Origin of the sequence: Novosphingobium sp. 1529 (assembly GCF_040544855.1) — a bacterium.
GTDB lineage: Bacteria > Pseudomonadota > Alphaproteobacteria > Sphingomonadales > Sphingomonadaceae > Novosphingobium > Novosphingobium capsulatum.
The window spans coordinates 382,704-397,088 of sequence record NZ_JBEPKW010000001.1 but is presented as its reverse complement, the minus strand read 5'-3'; the positions used below and the strand labels follow the sequence as shown (position 1 = coordinate 397,088).

Here is a 14,385-nt window from a genome sequence, read left to right as displayed (position 1 = left end):
TTGTTCCTTCCCTGCTGCAAAGGCTGCTTCCCCATGGTTTTCCCCCGCAAGAAGGCCGCGCTCGCGCTGGCCAGCGCCACCCTCGCCCTGGTCCAGGCATTCGCCACGCCCGCCCTGGCGCAAACCGCGCCGCCCCATGTCCTGCCCAATGGCCAGGTACCGCCCAACCTGGCCGCCGCGCGCACCCACATGCTCGAAGCGCCGGAAAACATGCTGACCTTCCACACCATGGATCAGCTGTTCCAGACCCGCCCGGTGCCGCGTTCCGGCCCGATCGCCGCGCTGCCCCGCGTGGACCAGGCCCTGCCCGATGCCGTGCTCGGCACCACGAAAATGACCGAGGACCAGTGGGAAGACCGCACTTTCACCAATGCCCTGCTGGTGATGCGCGACGGCAAGATCGTGCACGAAAGCTATCGCAACAACACCGATGCCAGCACGCACTACATCTCGTTCTCGATGGCCAAGTCGATCACCTCGATCATGGTCGGCATCGCCGTCAACCAGGGCTTCATCAAGTCGATCGACCAGCCCGCCACCGACTATGTCCCCGAACTCAAGGGGTCGGGCTATGACGGGGTGACGATCCGCCAGCTGCTCCAGATGCGTTCGGGCGTGGATTACGAGGAACGCTATGACTTTGGCGCAACGCCCAGCGTGGCCGCCAAGATCTTCCTCAACGCCATCGTTGCCAACACCGAACGCTTTGCCGACACCGCGCCGCGCCTGGGCCGCAAATGGAAGCCGGGCAGCCACTTCAACTATTCCACGCTCGATACCAGCGTGCTGGGCTGGATTCTCGAACGCGCGACCAAGCAGCCGCTGGCCACCTACATGACCAACAACCTGTGGCAGCCGATGGGCATGGAATCCTATGGCTTCTGGCTGGCCGATGGCGCGCCGGGCGTGGGGCGCGAGCTTAACGGCATGGGCTATAACGCCACGCTGCGCGATTTTGCCCGCCTGGGGCAGATGATGCTCGACGAAGGCAAGTTCAACGGCCGCCAGATCCTGCCAGCCGACTGGGTTCGCCAGGCCACAACGATGGTGCCCAATGCCGATCCCGGCACGCCGCCCCCGCCGGCCAGCGTGACCGATCCCTTCGCCCGCTCCGGCTATGGCTTCCAGTGGTGGAAGGTCGACGATACCGGCGCCTATACCGCGCTCGGCCTCCAGGGGCAGTTCATCTACGTCCACCCCGCCACGCGCACGGTGATCGTCAAGCTCAGCTTCTTCCCGCCCGAAGGATCGGACCTGGGCAATCGCGCGCTGGAAGAGACGCTGGCCTATTTCAAGACGCTGGTGAACTGGTCGGCCACCGCGCCCAAGCCGTAAGGCCAGGCGCCCAAGGGATGATCCGGCGGGATCATGCGTGGGGGAACGTAATCTCCACCATGATCCCCTCGGGCGAAAAGCGCCGCACGATGCGCCCGTCGAGCTGGCGTTCGGAACTGCGGATCAGCGCCGAGCCAAAGCCTTCGCGCGCCGGCACGCCGTCTTCGGGCAGCACCAGCGGCGCGGCGGCGCGTTCCTGCCACACCAGGCGCACGGTCTTGTCTGCCGCATGGTGTTCCCAGCGCACCTCGAGCAGTCCGCCCGGGGCCGACCAGGCACCATACTTGACGGCATTGGTCACCAACTCGTGCAGCACCAGGCCCAGCGGCACGGCGTGGCGGCCCGACACCACCAGTGTCCCGCCCGAAAGGTTGCAGCGTTCGCTGTCAGAGCGGTAGGGCGCGATCGCCTTGGTCACCAGATCGGCCAGGTCCACCTCGCCATCGCCATCGTGGCGCCCCTGCGTCACATCGTGCGCGGTGACCAGGGCGTGGATGCGCTTGGCAATGCGGTCCACCGCCGGGGCCGCGGCGGTATCGCCCCGGGCCGACATCTTCACGATCGCCAGGATCACCGCGAACAGGTTCTTCACGCGATGATTAAGCTCGCGCGCCAGCAGGTCGGCGCGGTCGCGCGCCTCGGCGATCAGCGCGGCATTGGCAGCCGCTGCCTGCGCCTGGGCAGTGCGGATCACCTGCCACAGCCCCAGGATCAGCGCGATCGTGATGATCACTGCCAGCAGGCCCAGCGAGGGTATGACGCGCGCCTCGGCCATGGCAGCACTGTCGGTCGCGGCATCCAGCCGCGCGCGCTCGGTACGTTCCAGCCGGCCCACGGCCTGGCGCAGGGCCTCCATCGCCAGTTGCCCCTCGTCAGACAGGGTGCGCACCCGCGCCTCGACCAGTTCGCCACGCCGCACCAGTTCCACCGTGCCGGCCATTTCGGCCCACTTGGCATCGCCCAGGCGCTCGATCTCATCCACCAGGGCGGCCTGCTGCGGATCGATGCCCTGGCCCAGGCGCCGGCGCAGCGCGCGGATTTCCGCCTCATAGGCGGCATGGCCCTGCGTATAAGGCACCAGATAGCGGCGGTCATAGGTGATGTAATAGCCGCGCTGCCCGGTTTCGCCGTTGAGCGTGGCCGCCACGATGCCATCGAGCGCGGCCAGCACCGCGCTGGTGCGCGCCGCCTGCTCGCGCTGCACGCGCTCGGCATCGACCGTGGTAAAGATCAGGGCAAAGGTGCCCAGCAGCGCCAGGGCCAGCACGGCAAACAGCGCCAGTGTCAGCCAGGCCGGCTTGCGGCGCCATATGCGGCCCCAGCTTTGGGCCTGCCCGGTTTCGTCGGCAACCATGCCTTTGCCCTAGAACCTTGTGGGAATTTCGCCAATGGCATTTTCATTGCGGGTTTGCGCCCGCGTGGCACAATCGCGCCTCGGCAAATGCTTGACGGATGGCGCGCCCTCGCTTATCGGCGCACCCCTGATTTCGGCTCGGCGTCGGTTGCGGCGGCGTGCCTGTTATACCGATTCGCCAGACAAGAAGAAGAGCTGAACCATGAAGCGCACTTTCCAGCCCAGCAACCTCGTGCGTGCCCGCCGCCACGGCTTCCGCGCCCGCATGGCCACCGTCGGTGGTCGCAAGGTGCTGCGCGCTCGTCGCGCCCGCGGCCGCAAGAACCTCTCGGCCTGATCGCGCGCCCTTCGGGCACCATGTCGGTTGAGACCGGGGCCGATCCGGCCCGCTCTCCTCGGCGCAGTGCCCGCTTGGCGACGATGGCCCGGCGTGCGGATTTTCTCGCCGCCAATCGCGGAATCCGGGTCGCAAGGCCCGGATTCGTGCTTTTGGTGAACCCTTTGTCGCGCGCCGATGGCTCGCTGCGATTCGGGGTGACCGTCACCAAGAAGATCGGCAACGCCGTGGCGCGCAACCGCATGAAGCGGCGCTTTCGCGCGCTGCTGCGCGAATTGCTGCCCGCCCACGGCATTGCCGGCGCCGATCATGTGTTGATCGGCCGCGAAAACGGGGTGGAGCGCGATTTCGCCCTGCTGCGCAACGAACTGGGCCAGGCCCTGTCGCGCGCTGCTGCCGGCAAGGGCGATCCGCCCCGAAAGCCTGGCGGCAAATCGGGCGGAAAGCCCGGTACCAGGCGCGGGCCACCGCGCGAACCCAAGCCCGCCTACGGCCGCTGACACCATGAAGCGCCTGCTCATCCTCATCGCCCGGGGCTGGCAGCTTGGCCCATCCCGTGTCTTGCCGCCTTCGTGCCGCTTTGCCCCCTCGTGCTCGCAATATGCGATCGAGGCGTGGACCAAGCATGGTGCGATTAAGGGTAGCTGGCTTGCCGCCTTGCGGCTATTGCGCTGCCATCCCTGGGGTGGCTGCGGGTACGATCCCGTCCCCTGAACACCCCTTCCCAAACAGCTTGATTCAACGAACGCGAGGCACAGTGGAGAAACAGCGCAACCTGATCCTGGCGGTGGTCCTGATGGGCCTGCTGCTGATCGGCTGGGATTATGGCATCGCCTATTTCTATCCGCAGCCCAAGGGCAAGCCGGCCGCCACGGCGAGCCAGGCGCCCGTGGCCGCGCCCGCCAGCAGCGGCCCGCCGGCCAAGCCCACCCGCGAAGGCGGGCTGCAGGCCCCGGCCGACGTGGCGCTGGAGCAAAAGGATCTGGCCCAGGAACTGGCCGCAGGCAACCGCGTGCCGATCGATGCGCCGGGCCTCAAGGGCTCGATCAACCTGGTCGGCGGCGTGGTCGATGACCTGACGCTGGTGCGCCATCGCGAAACGATCGACAAGAACAGCCCGCCGGTGCGCCTGTTCTCGCCCGCCGGCACCCCGGCGCAGCATTTTGCCCAGGTCGGCTGGCTGGGGCAGAACGGCGTGGCCGCGCCCAACGGGCAGACCGTGTTCACCGCGCAAGGCACCAAGCTGACGCCGGCCACCCCGGTTACGCTGACCTGGCGCAACCCCACCGGGCAAACCTTCAGCCTGCGTTATGCGATCGACCAGAACTACATGCTGACCGTGACGCAGAGCGTGACCAACGCCGCGCCCACGGCCGCCTCGGTCGCGCCGTTTGCCCGCATCAACCGCACCGACAAGACGATGAGCCAGGATACCTGGCAGGTCCATTCCGGCCCGATCGGCGCGTTCGATGGCTCGGTCAATTTCTCCAACAACTATACCGATGTCGCCAAGGTCGGCTCGATCACGCCGGCAGGCGCTGCCAACTGGATCGGCTTTACCGACATCTACTGGCTTTCGGCGCTGATCCCGGCCGATGGCGCGGCCAAGCCCGCCGCCGATTTCCGCGCGCTGGGCAACAACCTGTTCGCGGCCGACCTGATCTGGCCGGCCGCCAGCGTGGCTCCTGGCCAGACGCAGAGCCAGACCCTGCGCCTGTTTGCCGGCGCCAAGGAAAACAATGTCCTTGAGGCTTATGAAAACCAGGGCGTGACGCACCTGTCGCTGTCGATCGACTGGGGCTGGTTCCGCTGGTTCGAAAAGCCGATCTTCTGGCTGCTCGATTCGCTGTTCCATGGCGTCAAGAACTTCGGCCTCGCCATCATCCTGCTCACCCTGCTGGTGCGCGGCATGATGTTCCCGGTGGCGCAGCGCCAGTTCGCCTCGATGGCAGCGATGCGCGCGCTCCAGCCCAAGATGAAGGCGATCCAGGAACGCTACAAGGACGACAAGGCCCAGGCCCAGCAGGAAATCATGAAGCTCTACAAGGAAGAGCGCGTGAACCCGCTGGCCGGCTGCCTGCCGATCTTCCTGCAGATCCCGGTGTTCTTTGCGCTGTACAAGGTGCTGGTGCTGACCATCGAAATGCGCCACCAGCCCTTCGTGCTGTGGATCAAGGACTTGTCCGCGCCCGATCCGCTCCACGTGCTTAACCTGTTCGGCCTGCTGCCGTTCACCCCGCCGGCCTATCTTGGCATCGGCGTGCTGGCGATCATCCTGGGCGTGACGATGTGGGCGCAGTTCAAGCTGCAACCCGCCGCGATGGACCCTGCGCAGCAGCAGATCATGGGCCTGATGCCGTGGATGATGATGTTCGTCATGGCGCCGTTTGCCTCGGGCCTGCTGCTCTACTGGATCACCTCGAACCTGCTCACCATCGGCCAGCAGCGCTATCTCTATAGCCGCCATCCGCAGTTGAAGGCGCAGGCGGCCAAGGACCAGCAGAACCTCGATCGCGCCGCCGCGCGCGACGCCACCATTACAGCAAAGCCGAAAAAGAAGTGAGCGTCACTGGTCCCGACGAGGAAGGCCTGCGCCTGATGGCCCTGGAAGAGCGCGCCCGCGCGCTCTTCTCCGGCCGCGTGGAATTCCTCAAATCCGCCCCTGAACTCAAATTCCTGCCTGAGCCGGACTTCCCCGAGATCGCGTTTTGCGGCCGCTCCAACGTCGGCAAGTCCTCGCTGCTCAATGCCCTCACCGGGCGCAAGTCGCTGGCGCGTACCTCGGTCACGCCGGGCCGCACGCAGGAGTTGAACTATTTCGAGGTGGGCACCCCCACCCTGTTCCGCCTGGTCGACATGCCTGGCTATGGCTTTGCCAAGGCGCCGCCCAAAGTGGTGGAACAGTGGCGCCGCCTGGTGCGCGACTATCTGCGCGGCCGCGTGGTGCTCAAGCGCACGCTGCTGCTGGTTGACAGCCGCCACGGCATCAAGACGGTCGATACCGAAATGATGCAGATGCTCGACGAAGCGGCCGTGGGCTATCGCGTCGTCCTGACCAAGGCAGACAAGATCAAGGCCAGCGAACTGGCCGACGTGGTGGCCGAGACCCAGACCATCGCGCGCAAGCACATCGCCGCCCACCCCGAAGTCAGCGTGACCTCGTCGGAAAAGGGCCTGGGCATCGCCGCCCTGCGCGGCGCCGTGCTGGACGACGCGGCGGTCTGACCCCTCCACCACCGCTTCGCGGCGGTCCCCCTCCCCGCCGGCGGCAGGGAGGATCACGATCCTCCCCATCCCTGATGGGGAGGTGGCAGCCCGCAGGGCTGACGGAGGGGCCACTCGACAGCCCGTCCCCCAGGCTTTAGGCGGAAAGGCCACGCCCCACGCGAAAGGCCCCGCATGAAGCTGGTCATCGGCAACAAGAATTATTCCAGCTGGTCGTTGCGCGGCTGGCTGGCCGCCAAGCAATCGGGCCTGGCTTTCGAGGAAATCACCGTTCCGCTCTATGGCGATGATTGGGACGAGGCCAAGCGCCGCGATGCCAACCTGGCGCCGTCATCGGGCAAAGTGCCGATCCTGTGGGACGGCGATGCTGTGGTGTGGGACAGCCTGGCGATCATCGACTATCTGGCCGACAAGGTGGGCCGCGATCGCTTCTGGCCCAAGGACGATGCCGCCCGCGCCATGGCGCGATCGATGGTGGCGGAAATGCATTCGGGCTATTTCGCGCTGCGCGGCCACATGCCGATGAACATCCGCCGCCGGCAGGCCCAGCCCGAGGTGCGCGACGATGTGCGCGCCGATATCGTGCGCATCCTGCAACTCTGGGCCGAAGCGCGCGCCCGCTTTGGCCAGGGTGGCCCGTTCCTGTTCGGCACGTTCAGCGCGGCCGACATCATCTATGCCCCGGTGGTCTCGCGCTTCGTCACCTATGGCGTGGGCGTGCCCGGCTTTGCCGTCGCCTATATGCAGGCGCTGTGGGAGCATCCGTGGATGCAGGCCTGGATCGAGGCAGCGGAAGACGAAGAATGGACCATCGAACAGTTCGAGGAAGCCAGCCACACATGAGCGCCGATCCCGTTGCCCTGACCGAACGCCTGATCGACTGCCCCAGCGTGACGCCGGCCACCGGCAGCGTGTTCGATGTGCTGCAAGCCATGGTCGTGCCCATGGGCTTTGCCGTGCACCGCTATATTGAGGGCGAAGCGCCCGATGGGCCGGTGGAGAACCTGTTCGCCATTCGCCAGGGCCCGGCCGGCAGCCGCCACTTCGCCTTTGCCGGGCACCTTGACGTGGTGCCGCCGGGCCAGGGCTGGAGCAGCGCGCCGTTCACCGCCGAGCGGCGCGGCGAACTGCTCTATGGCCGTGGCGCGGTGGACATGAAGGGCGCGATCGCCGCGTTCGTGGCCGCCTTGGCCGATATTCCGCAAGATGCCGGCACGATCAGCCTGATCATCACCGGCGACGAGGAAGGCCCGGCCCGCTATGGCACAGCCGCCCTGATCGAGCGCATGCGCGCGCTGGCTGATGCAGGAGAGGGTAGCCTGCCCGACCTTTGCCTCGTGGGAGAGCCTACCTCGGTCAACCGGCTGGGTGACATGATGAAGATCGGCCGGCGCGGCTCGGTCAATATCTGGCTCACCGTCGATGGCGCGCAGGGCCATGTCGCCTATCCGCACCTCGCGGACAATCCCATTCCCCGGCTGATTGCCATGCTTGGCGAACTCGATGCCCTGGTGCTGGACGAAGGCAGCGACTGGTTTCAGCCATCGAACCTGGAAATCACCGATATCGAGGTGGGCAACCCCGCCACCAACGTGATCCCTGCCCAGGCCCGCGCCCGGCTGTCGATCCGTTTCAATGATCTGCATACCGGCCAGGGGCTGGTCGATCGCGTCAGCGCCATTGCCAGCCGCCATGGCGGCACGGCGCGGGCGGTGATTTCGGGCGAAAGCTTCATCACCCTGCCCGGCGATTTTTCCACGCTGATCGCGCAGGCAGTGCAGACAGAAACCGGCGTCACGCCGGAACTGTCGACCACCGGCGGTACATCGGATGCGCGCTTTCTGCGCGCACTGTGCCCGGTGGTGGAATTCGGCCTGTGCAATGCGACGATGCACAAGAAGGACGAGGCCGTGGCGATGGAAGACCTGCGCGTACTGGCGCGAATCTATCGCCGCATTGCCTTGGCGGCGCTCCAACAACCATCGGCCTGAATTGTAAGCCTCAAGGCTTCGACAAGCTCAGCCTGAACGGAACCAGGGTTGTCCCTATGGTTCCGTTCACCCTGAGCTTGTCGAAGGGCGCTATCACAGCGCCCGGCAAGCCTTATTCCGCGCCGCGCGGGGTATCGTCGTCGATGCCCGCTTCGCCCAGGCCGCCTTCCTCGTCGTCGTCGTTGCGCTCGCCGCGATAGGCGCCCATGTCGATCCGGCCCGAAGAGACCATCTGCTTCATGTGATCGACCAGATCGGGGGTTGAGCCGGGCTCGTCGCCATCGCCAGACACGCGTTCGCTGTCTTCGGCGGCGCCCAGCACGGCGGTGGCACGGCCCAGCGCTTCATCGGCCAGGGTCTGGGCCTGGGACGACGAATCGTCCTGTTCCTGGTTGTGCGCCTCGGGGGCGAGATCGGGGATTGCCTTGCTCATGCGCGTCACTCCTTTGCCGGAACTACGCGCCGCGCGGCACCCCGTTCCCCCGCGCTTACCTATCGCGTGGGGACAGGCACCTCGCCGCTATAGTCATAGAACCCGCGCCCGGTCTTGCGGCCGTGCCAGCCGGCCTCGACATATTTCACCAATAGCGGCGCGGGGCGATACTTGCTGTCACCCGTGCTGGAATGCAGCACGCGGATGATTTCCACGCAGGTATCCAGCCCGATGAAATCGGCCAGTTCCAGCGGCCCCATCGGATGGTTGAGGCCAAGGCGACAGGCCTTGTCGATATCGACGATGCTGGCGGTGCCGCTGCCCAGCACGAAGGCCGCTTCGTTGAGCATCGGCATCAGCACACGGTTGACGATGAAGCCGGCCTCGTCCTGCGAGAGCACCAGCTCCTTGTTGAGCCGCCCGACCAGCGCGCGCATCGTATCGAGCGTGGCGGCCGAGGTGGCGAGGCCCGGGATCACCTCGACCAGGTTCATCACCGGCACGGGGTTGAAGAAATGCAGCCCGATGAAACGCGCCGGATCGGGCGAGGCCGCTGCCATGCGGGTGATCGGGATCGAGCTGGTATTGCTCGCCAGGATCGCGTGCGGCGCAAGGATCGCGCCAGCCGCGGCAAAGATCTTCTGCTTGATATCTTCCCGCTCGGTCGCAGCTTCCACGATCAGGTCGGCCGCGGCCATCGGCGCAAAGTCACCCACCGGGGTGATGCGCGCCACGATCGCATCGGCATCGGCGGCGGCGATCTTGTCCTTGGCTACCAGGCGCGCGAGCGCCTTGGCGATCTTGTCACGCCCCATTTCGGCAGCAGCCAGGTTCACGTCGGCCAGCAGCACGGCCAGCCCGGCCTGGGCCATGACCTGCGCGATGCCTGCGCCCATCTGCCCGGCCCCGATCACCGCAACGGTCTGCATGCCCACTATCCTTCCACACGGTTGATCAGCGGCTGGCGCCCGGCACCCACAACGGATCGCGCCCGGCATTGAGCGCGCGGGCCAGCACGAACAGATAATCCGACAGCCGGTTGAGATAGGCAAGCGCCGCCGGGTTGACCGGCTCCTGCGCGGCGAGCGCCACGGCGGCGCGTTCGGCGCGGCGGGTGATGGCGCGGGCCAGGTGCACGCGCGCGGCGGCCTCGCTGCCGCCCGGCAGGATGAAGCTGGTGAGTGGCGGCAGCGCGGCATTGCGCGCGTCGATCATCGCCTCCAGCCAGGCAACCTGCCCCGGCACCACGCGCAGCGTCATCTCGCCGGGGGCGAAATCGCTGCCGGGCGTGGCCAGATCGGCGCCCAGGTCGAACAGGTCGTTCTGGATGCGCGTCAATTCCGCGCCAGCGTCGGGCGGCACGACCAGTGCGGCCAGGCCGAGCGCGCTGTTGGCCTCGTCCACTTCGCCGATCGCGGCCATGCGCGGTTCGTGCTTGCCCCGGCGCGAGCCATCGACCAGCCCGGTCGTGCCATCGTCACCCGTGCGGGTGTAGATCTTGTTCAGCTTTACCATAAAATGGAACGAACCCGTTCAGTTCTTGCCAGCGACCATCAGCAGCACGATCACCACGACGATGGCCAGCCCCTGGAACTTGATGCGGTTGAACATCATGCGGTTCTGCAGCAGCTGCATCTCGCGCACGCCTTCCTCGCCCCGCTCCAGGCCTTCGCGCGTGGTGCGCAGAAACGCGACCACGCCGCGCAGCAGCGACCAGACGGTCAGCGCCATGAGCACGATCAACAGGGGCACGAGCACATAGGTCATGGCAGCAGGTCTATGGTGTCTGCCAGGCAAATGCCAGTGTCAAAAAGGCCAGCGCGCAATGCAGCGGCCAGCGCCACGCCATCCTCTCCGGCCAGGCGCCGCTCTGCCAGGCCCGGTGCATCGCGACGCTTGGCGAGCTTGCGGCCATCCGCGCCGATCAGCACGGCATGGTGGTGCCAGCGCGGCACCGGCAGGCCAAGCAGCGCCTGCAGCAGCCGGTGCACGTGGCTGGCCCGGAACAGGTCGATCCCGCGCGTGACCACGCTCACCCCGTCAGCGGCATCGTCCACCGTGGCGGCGAGGTGATAGGATGCCGGCGCATCCTTGCGCCATAGCACGACATCGCCGAACATCTCGGGCGTGGCGCGCTGCTCTCCGCGCCGCTCATCCACCCACGACAGCGGGCCGGCCAGTGCAGCGGCCTTGGCCATGTCCAGCCGCCAGGCCACATCCGGGCCGGGCGCCACCGGGTGCTGGCGGCAGGTGCCGGGATAGATCGGCCCGTCCGGCCCCTGGGTCGTGGCGGCAGCGGCAATCTCTGCCCGGGTGCAGCGGCACGGATAGAGCAGCCCCGCTGCGCGCAGGGCATCGGCGGCTTGGCGGTAATGCGCCACGCGCTGCGACTGCGGCAAGACTTCGTGCCATGACAGGCCGAGCCAGGCGAGGTCGGCGCGGAACGCCGCGGCCAGTTCGGGCCGGCTGCGCGCGCCGTCGATATCCTCGATCCGCAGCAGGAACGTGCCGCCATCGGCATGCGCGCGATCGTGCGCCACGAGCGCGGCCCAGGCGTGCCCGAGATGCAGCGGACCATTGGGGCTGGGGGCGAAACGCGTGACGGCAGAAGGCATGGCGGAAGCAGCGATCATCGCCGGATGGGTAGAAGGTTTCCCCAGAGGAACAAGTGTATCCCATAAGACACAATTGTCCGAAACGCAAAACGGCGGCCCCACCGGACCGCCGCTTTAAGACCCGCCGCGATGCGGTGACATCGCGCTGCGGGGCTTTACTTACTATCTTAAAGATATGCCATGGTCGCTTGAGAGGACCGACCAGACATATATCAGTGCTGCCGCCAGCGCTTAGACAAGCGTGGCAGTGAACATCGCGCCGCTGAGACCAGCGGCGAGGATGAGCGGCAGCACAACGGTTGCGATCTTGCGCATGGTGTGCTCCTGATTTCCTGCGAATTGCAAAGTTTATTGTTAAACCTTGCAGGATCCTCTCAGTCCGTCGCGCCGGCAGGGTAAGGCTCGGAGCCGCGAACTGACGCCCACATAAGACGAGGCGGTTTTGTTACAAGTGCGATCCTGGCGCCAGCAGTTGCGCAAAACGCAATCCACATCGTGCAACCGTAGTTATCGTGGCATATGCGCAACAGTTTTGCCACATTACGCGGCCATGACGCCACACTGTGGGGCGCGGCGCAGAATTTACGCCTGCGGCTGGCCAAGTGCTGGACAGTCTGGCCCGCCTTCCTTATCGGCCAGCCATGACTATCCAGCCCGAAGAATCGGCCCCCGAATCGATCCTCATCGTCGATTTTGGCAGCCAGGTGACGCAGCTGATCGCACGCCGCGTGCGCGAGGCCGGCGTCTATTCCGAAATCGCCCCGTTCACCCAGGCCGAGGCGGCATTCCACCGCATGAAGCCCAAGGGCATCATCCTGTCGGGCTCGCCCGCCAGCGTGCCCGCCGATGGCAGCCCGCGCGCGCCGCAGGTGCTATTCGACAGCGGCTTGCCGATCCTGGGCATCTGCTATGGCCAGCAGGTGATGAGCCATCAGTTGGGCGGCGAAGTGCAGCCCGGCGATTCGGGCGAATTCGGCCGCGCGTTCCTGACTGTGACCGAGCCTTGCGTGCTGTTCGATGGGCTGTGGACCGTGGGCGAACGCCACCAGGTGTGGATGAGCCACGGCGACAAGGTGACGCAGTTTGCACCGGGCTTCCGCATCGTGGCAGTGTCCGATGGCGCGCCCTTTGCCGTGATCGCCAACGACGAGAAGAAGTATTACGGTACGCAGTTCCACCCCGAGGTGGTCCACACCCCCGATGGTGGCAAGCTGATCGCCAATTTCGTGCGCCACGTCTGCGGCTGTGCCGGCGATTGGACCATGGCCGAATTCCGCAAGACCAAGATCGCCGAAATCCGCGCACAGGTGGGCGATGCCCGCGTGATCTGCGGCCTTTCCGGCGGGGTCGATTCAGCCGTTGCCGCCGTGCTGATCCACGAGGCGATCGGTGACCAGTTGACCTGCGTGTTCGTCGACCATGGCCTGATGCGCCTGGGCGAGGCGGAGCAGGTCGTCTCGCTGTTCCGCAACCACTACCACATCCCGCTGGTCCACGTGGATGTGTCGACGCTGTTCCTCAAGGGCCTGGAAGGGGTGACCGACCCCGAGGCCAAGCGCAAGTTCATCGGCAAGACCTTCATCGACGTGTTCGAGGCCGAGGCGCGCAAGGTCGGCGGCGCCGATTTCCTCGCGCAGGGCACGCTCTATCCCGACGTGATCGAAAGCGTGTCGTTCACCGGCGGTCCTTCGGTGACGATCAAGAGCCACCACAACGTGGGCGGCCTGCCCGAGCGCATGAACATGAAGCTGGTCGAACCCTTGCGCGAACTGTTCAAGGACGAAGTGCGCGCACTGGGCCGCGAACTGGGCCTGCCCGATATCTTCGTGGGCCGCCACCCGTTCCCCGGGCCAGGCCTGGCCATCCGCATCCCCGGCGAAGTGACGCGCGAACGCTGCGACATCCTGCGCAAGGCCGACGCGATCTATCTGGAAGAGATCCGCAACGCCGGGCTCTATGACGCGATCTGGCAGGCCTTTGCCGTGTTGCTGCCGGTGCGCACCGTGGGCGTGATGGGCGACCATCGCACCTACGATTCGGTGTGCGCCCTGCGCGCGGTTACCTCGACCGATGGCATGACCGCCGATATCTATCCCTTCGACGCCAGCTTCCTCAGCCGCGTGGCGACGCGCATCGTCAACGAGGTCAAGGGCATCAACCGCGTGGTCTATGACTATACGTCAAAGCCGCCCGGCACGATCGAGTGGGAATGATCTGATCCACACCAAAGGGTGCCGCGAACCATAGGTTCCGGCACCCTTTTTCGTGGCGTCAGTGCAGCAACATCCACAGCGCCATGGCCACCATGGCGAGGTTTTCGGTCAGCGAGACGAAGCCCAACGGCACGTTGCTCGATCCGCCGACGCAGGCGCATTTCAGCTCGCGGCGGTCGACATAGACGGCCTTGAAGACCGAGACCGCGCCGATCGTGCCGATGAACAGCGCCACTGGCACCGACAGCCAGGTCCACACCCCGGCGATCATCAGCACGCCGGCCAGCGCCTCGGCAAAGGGATAGATGCTGGCATAGGGCACCCAGCGCTGGGCGAGCAGGTCATAGCCCAGGAACATCGTGGCGAAGCGATCGAGATCCTGCAGCTTTAGCAGGGCCAGCACGGCCATGCTCATGCCGACGAACCATTCCCCCGCGCGCAGGGTGAACGGCGTGCCGAACGCGGCCTGGCTGGCGGCCAGCGCCATCAGCGCGGTAATGGCAAAGAGCACCGCGACGGGCGTATAGCTGGTGGCCTTGGGATCGGGCACCGAAAGGCCGAAATGCCGGCGCAGATCATCATAGCCGCCGATCCGCTCGCCATCGATGAAGACCTGCGGCGTGGTGCGCACATCGTGCGCCGCCTTGAACGCGTCGGTTTCCGCGCGCGTGCGCAGCCAGTGGTCTTCCACCGCAAAGCCGCGCTGGCGCAGCAAGTGCCTGGCCTTGAGGCCAAACGGACAAATGTGCTTGTCCATCACCATGCGATAGAGAACGGCGCGGGGGGCGGAAGTGGTCATGGCAGCGGCCTTTTTTACAACGGACACCGGCTGGAAACAGCGCAGCTGCGCCCCATATAGGATCCGTACCATGGTACGGAGTC

General features: G+C 66.1%; 16 protein-coding genes. 9 read left to right on the top strand and 7 right to left on the bottom strand.

Annotation, left to right across the window (positions count from 1 at the left end):
• The first annotated feature begins 33 nt into the window (after window positions 1-33).
• Window positions 34-1,335 carry a serine hydrolase domain-containing protein gene (locus ABIC78_RS01820; protein WP_354487481.1) on the top strand — a complete coding sequence of 434 codons (1,302 nt, stop codon included), beginning with the start codon at window positions 34-36 and terminating at the stop codon, window positions 1,333-1,335.
• 31 nt (window positions 1,336-1,366) lie between these two features.
• Here ABIC78_RS01820 and ABIC78_RS01815 read toward each other — a convergent pair whose 3' ends face one another.
• A complete protein-coding gene (locus ABIC78_RS01815) occupies window positions 1,367-2,689 on the bottom strand; it encodes a sensor histidine kinase (RefSeq protein WP_022674471.1) in 1,323 nt (440 codons plus the stop codon).
• Window positions 2,690-2,891: 202 nt separating this feature from the next.
• On the opposite strand from ABIC78_RS01815, the gene rpmH reads away from it, so the two are divergent.
• The 7 genes from rpmH to dapE all read left to right on the top strand — a co-directional run bounded on the left by rpmH (window position 2,892) and on the right by dapE (window position 8,242).
• The gene (gene rpmH / locus ABIC78_RS01810; RefSeq protein WP_028657364.1) at window positions 2,892-3,026 is read left to right on the top strand and encodes a 50S ribosomal protein L34; all 135 of its coding nucleotides are present in this window, start codon (window positions 2,892-2,894) and stop codon (window positions 3,024-3,026) included.
• 20 nt (window positions 3,027-3,046) lie between these two features.
• Entirely contained in the window at window positions 3,047-3,526 is a 480-nt protein-coding gene (rnpA, locus tag ABIC78_RS01805) for a ribonuclease P protein component (RefSeq protein ID WP_502915607.1), read from the top strand.
• Window positions 3,527-3,530: 4 nt separating this feature from the next.
• The gene (gene yidD / locus ABIC78_RS01800; RefSeq protein WP_082208922.1) at window positions 3,531-3,740 is read left to right on the top strand and encodes a membrane protein insertion efficiency factor YidD; all 210 of its coding nucleotides are present in this window, start codon (window positions 3,531-3,533) and stop codon (window positions 3,738-3,740) included.
• A 43-nt stretch (window positions 3,741-3,783) separates the two neighbouring features.
• The gene (gene yidC / locus ABIC78_RS01795) at window positions 3,784-5,589 is read left to right on the top strand and encodes a membrane protein insertase YidC (protein ID WP_171793261.1); all 1,806 of its coding nucleotides are present in this window, start codon (window positions 3,784-3,786) and stop codon (window positions 5,587-5,589) included.
• 35 nt (window positions 5,590-5,624) lie between these two features.
• A complete protein-coding gene (yihA, locus tag ABIC78_RS01790; protein WP_107716539.1) occupies window positions 5,625-6,251 on the top strand; it encodes a ribosome biogenesis GTP-binding protein YihA/YsxC in 627 nt (208 codons plus the stop codon).
• 174 nt (window positions 6,252-6,425) lie between these two features.
• Window positions 6,426-7,094, top strand: coding sequence for a glutathione S-transferase family protein (locus ABIC78_RS01785; protein ID WP_022676808.1), 669 nt, complete (start codon window positions 6,426-6,428; stop codon window positions 7,092-7,094).
• Window positions 7,091-8,242: a succinyl-diaminopimelate desuccinylase gene (gene dapE, locus ABIC78_RS01780; protein WP_354487477.1), complete on the top strand. Its 1,152-nt coding sequence runs from the start codon at window positions 7,091-7,093 to the stop codon at window positions 8,240-8,242. Before ABIC78_RS01785 ends, dapE begins: the two co-directional genes overlap by 4 nt.
• Before the next feature lie 112 nt (window positions 8,243-8,354).
• On the opposite strand, the gene ABIC78_RS01775 is transcribed toward dapE, so the two are convergent.
• From ABIC78_RS01775 to gluQRS, 5 genes are read right to left on the bottom strand one after another with little or no spacing between them, the layout of a single operon-like run.
• Entirely contained in the window at window positions 8,355-8,675 is a 321-nt protein-coding gene (locus tag ABIC78_RS01775) for a hypothetical protein (protein WP_022676806.1), read from the bottom strand.
• 59 nt (window positions 8,676-8,734) lie between these two features.
• On the bottom strand, window positions 8,735-9,604 hold the full coding sequence (locus ABIC78_RS01770) for a 3-hydroxyacyl-CoA dehydrogenase NAD-binding domain-containing protein (RefSeq protein WP_354487475.1): 870 nt from the start codon (window positions 9,602-9,604) through the stop codon (window positions 8,735-8,737).
• A 25-nt stretch (window positions 9,605-9,629) separates the two neighbouring features.
• Entirely contained in the window at window positions 9,630-10,190 is a 561-nt protein-coding gene (locus ABIC78_RS01765; protein WP_054131796.1) for a cob(I)yrinic acid a,c-diamide adenosyltransferase, read from the bottom strand.
• 18 nt (window positions 10,191-10,208) lie between these two features.
• On the bottom strand, window positions 10,209-10,442 hold the full coding sequence (locus ABIC78_RS01760) for an HIG1 domain-containing protein (RefSeq protein WP_169041590.1): 234 nt from the start codon (window positions 10,440-10,442) through the stop codon (window positions 10,209-10,211).
• Window positions 10,439-11,308 (bottom strand): tRNA glutamyl-Q(34) synthetase GluQRS, encoded by an 870-nt coding sequence (gluQRS, locus tag ABIC78_RS01755; RefSeq protein WP_354487472.1) that lies wholly within the window; start codon window positions 11,306-11,308, stop codon window positions 10,439-10,441. Before gluQRS ends, ABIC78_RS01760 begins: the two co-directional genes overlap by 4 nt.
• A 623-nt stretch (window positions 11,309-11,931) precedes the next feature.
• Between gluQRS and guaA the strand changes: the two genes are divergently transcribed.
• Window positions 11,932-13,503: a glutamine-hydrolyzing GMP synthase gene (gene guaA, locus ABIC78_RS01750; RefSeq protein WP_354487470.1), complete on the top strand. Its 1,572-nt coding sequence runs from the start codon at window positions 11,932-11,934 to the stop codon at window positions 13,501-13,503.
• 58 nt (window positions 13,504-13,561) lie between these two features.
• Here guaA and ABIC78_RS01745 read toward each other — a convergent pair whose 3' ends face one another.
• Window positions 13,562-14,302 carry a MauE/DoxX family redox-associated membrane protein gene (locus ABIC78_RS01745; protein ID WP_054131793.1) on the bottom strand — a complete coding sequence of 247 codons (741 nt, stop codon included), beginning with the start codon at window positions 14,300-14,302 and terminating at the stop codon, window positions 13,562-13,564.
• Window positions 14,303-14,385: the final 83 nt, after the last annotated feature.

Coding starts and splice junctions, on each gene's coding strand:
- ABIC78_RS01820 (WP_354487481.1), top strand. CDS start 34: ATGGTTTTCCCCCGCAAGAAGGCCGCGCTCGCGCTGGCCAGCGCCACC.
- ABIC78_RS01815 (WP_022674471.1), bottom strand. CDS start 2,689: ATGGTTGCCGACGAAACCGGGCAGGCCCAAAGCTGGGGCCGCATATGG.
- rpmH (WP_028657364.1), top strand. CDS start 2,892: ATGAAGCGCACTTTCCAGCCCAGCAACCTCGTGCGTGCCCGCCGCCAC.
- rnpA (WP_502915607.1), top strand. CDS start 3,047: ATGTCGGTTGAGACCGGGGCCGATCCGGCCCGCTCTCCTCGGCGCAGT.
- yidD (WP_082208922.1), top strand. CDS start 3,531: ATGAAGCGCCTGCTCATCCTCATCGCCCGGGGCTGGCAGCTTGGCCCA.
- yihA (WP_107716539.1), top strand. CDS start 5,625: ATGGCCCTGGAAGAGCGCGCCCGCGCGCTCTTCTCCGGCCGCGTGGAA.
- ABIC78_RS01785 (WP_022676808.1), top strand. CDS start 6,426: ATGAAGCTGGTCATCGGCAACAAGAATTATTCCAGCTGGTCGTTGCGC.
- dapE (WP_354487477.1), top strand. CDS start 7,091: ATGAGCGCCGATCCCGTTGCCCTGACCGAACGCCTGATCGACTGCCCC.
- ABIC78_RS01775 (WP_022676806.1), bottom strand. CDS start 8,675: ATGAGCAAGGCAATCCCCGATCTCGCCCCCGAGGCGCACAACCAGGAA.
- ABIC78_RS01770 (WP_354487475.1), bottom strand. CDS start 9,604: ATGCAGACCGTTGCGGTGATCGGGGCCGGGCAGATGGGCGCAGGCATC.
- ABIC78_RS01765 (WP_054131796.1), bottom strand. CDS start 10,190: ATGGTAAAGCTGAACAAGATCTACACCCGCACGGGTGACGATGGCACG.
- ABIC78_RS01760 (WP_169041590.1), bottom strand. CDS start 10,442: ATGACCTATGTGCTCGTGCCCCTGTTGATCGTGCTCATGGCGCTGACC.
- gluQRS (WP_354487472.1), bottom strand. CDS start 11,308: ATGATCGCTGCTTCCGCCATGCCTTCTGCCGTCACGCGTTTCGCCCCC.
- guaA (WP_354487470.1), top strand. CDS start 11,932: ATGACTATCCAGCCCGAAGAATCGGCCCCCGAATCGATCCTCATCGTC.
- ABIC78_RS01745 (WP_054131793.1), bottom strand. CDS start 14,302: ATGACCACTTCCGCCCCCCGCGCCGTTCTCTATCGCATGGTGATGGAC.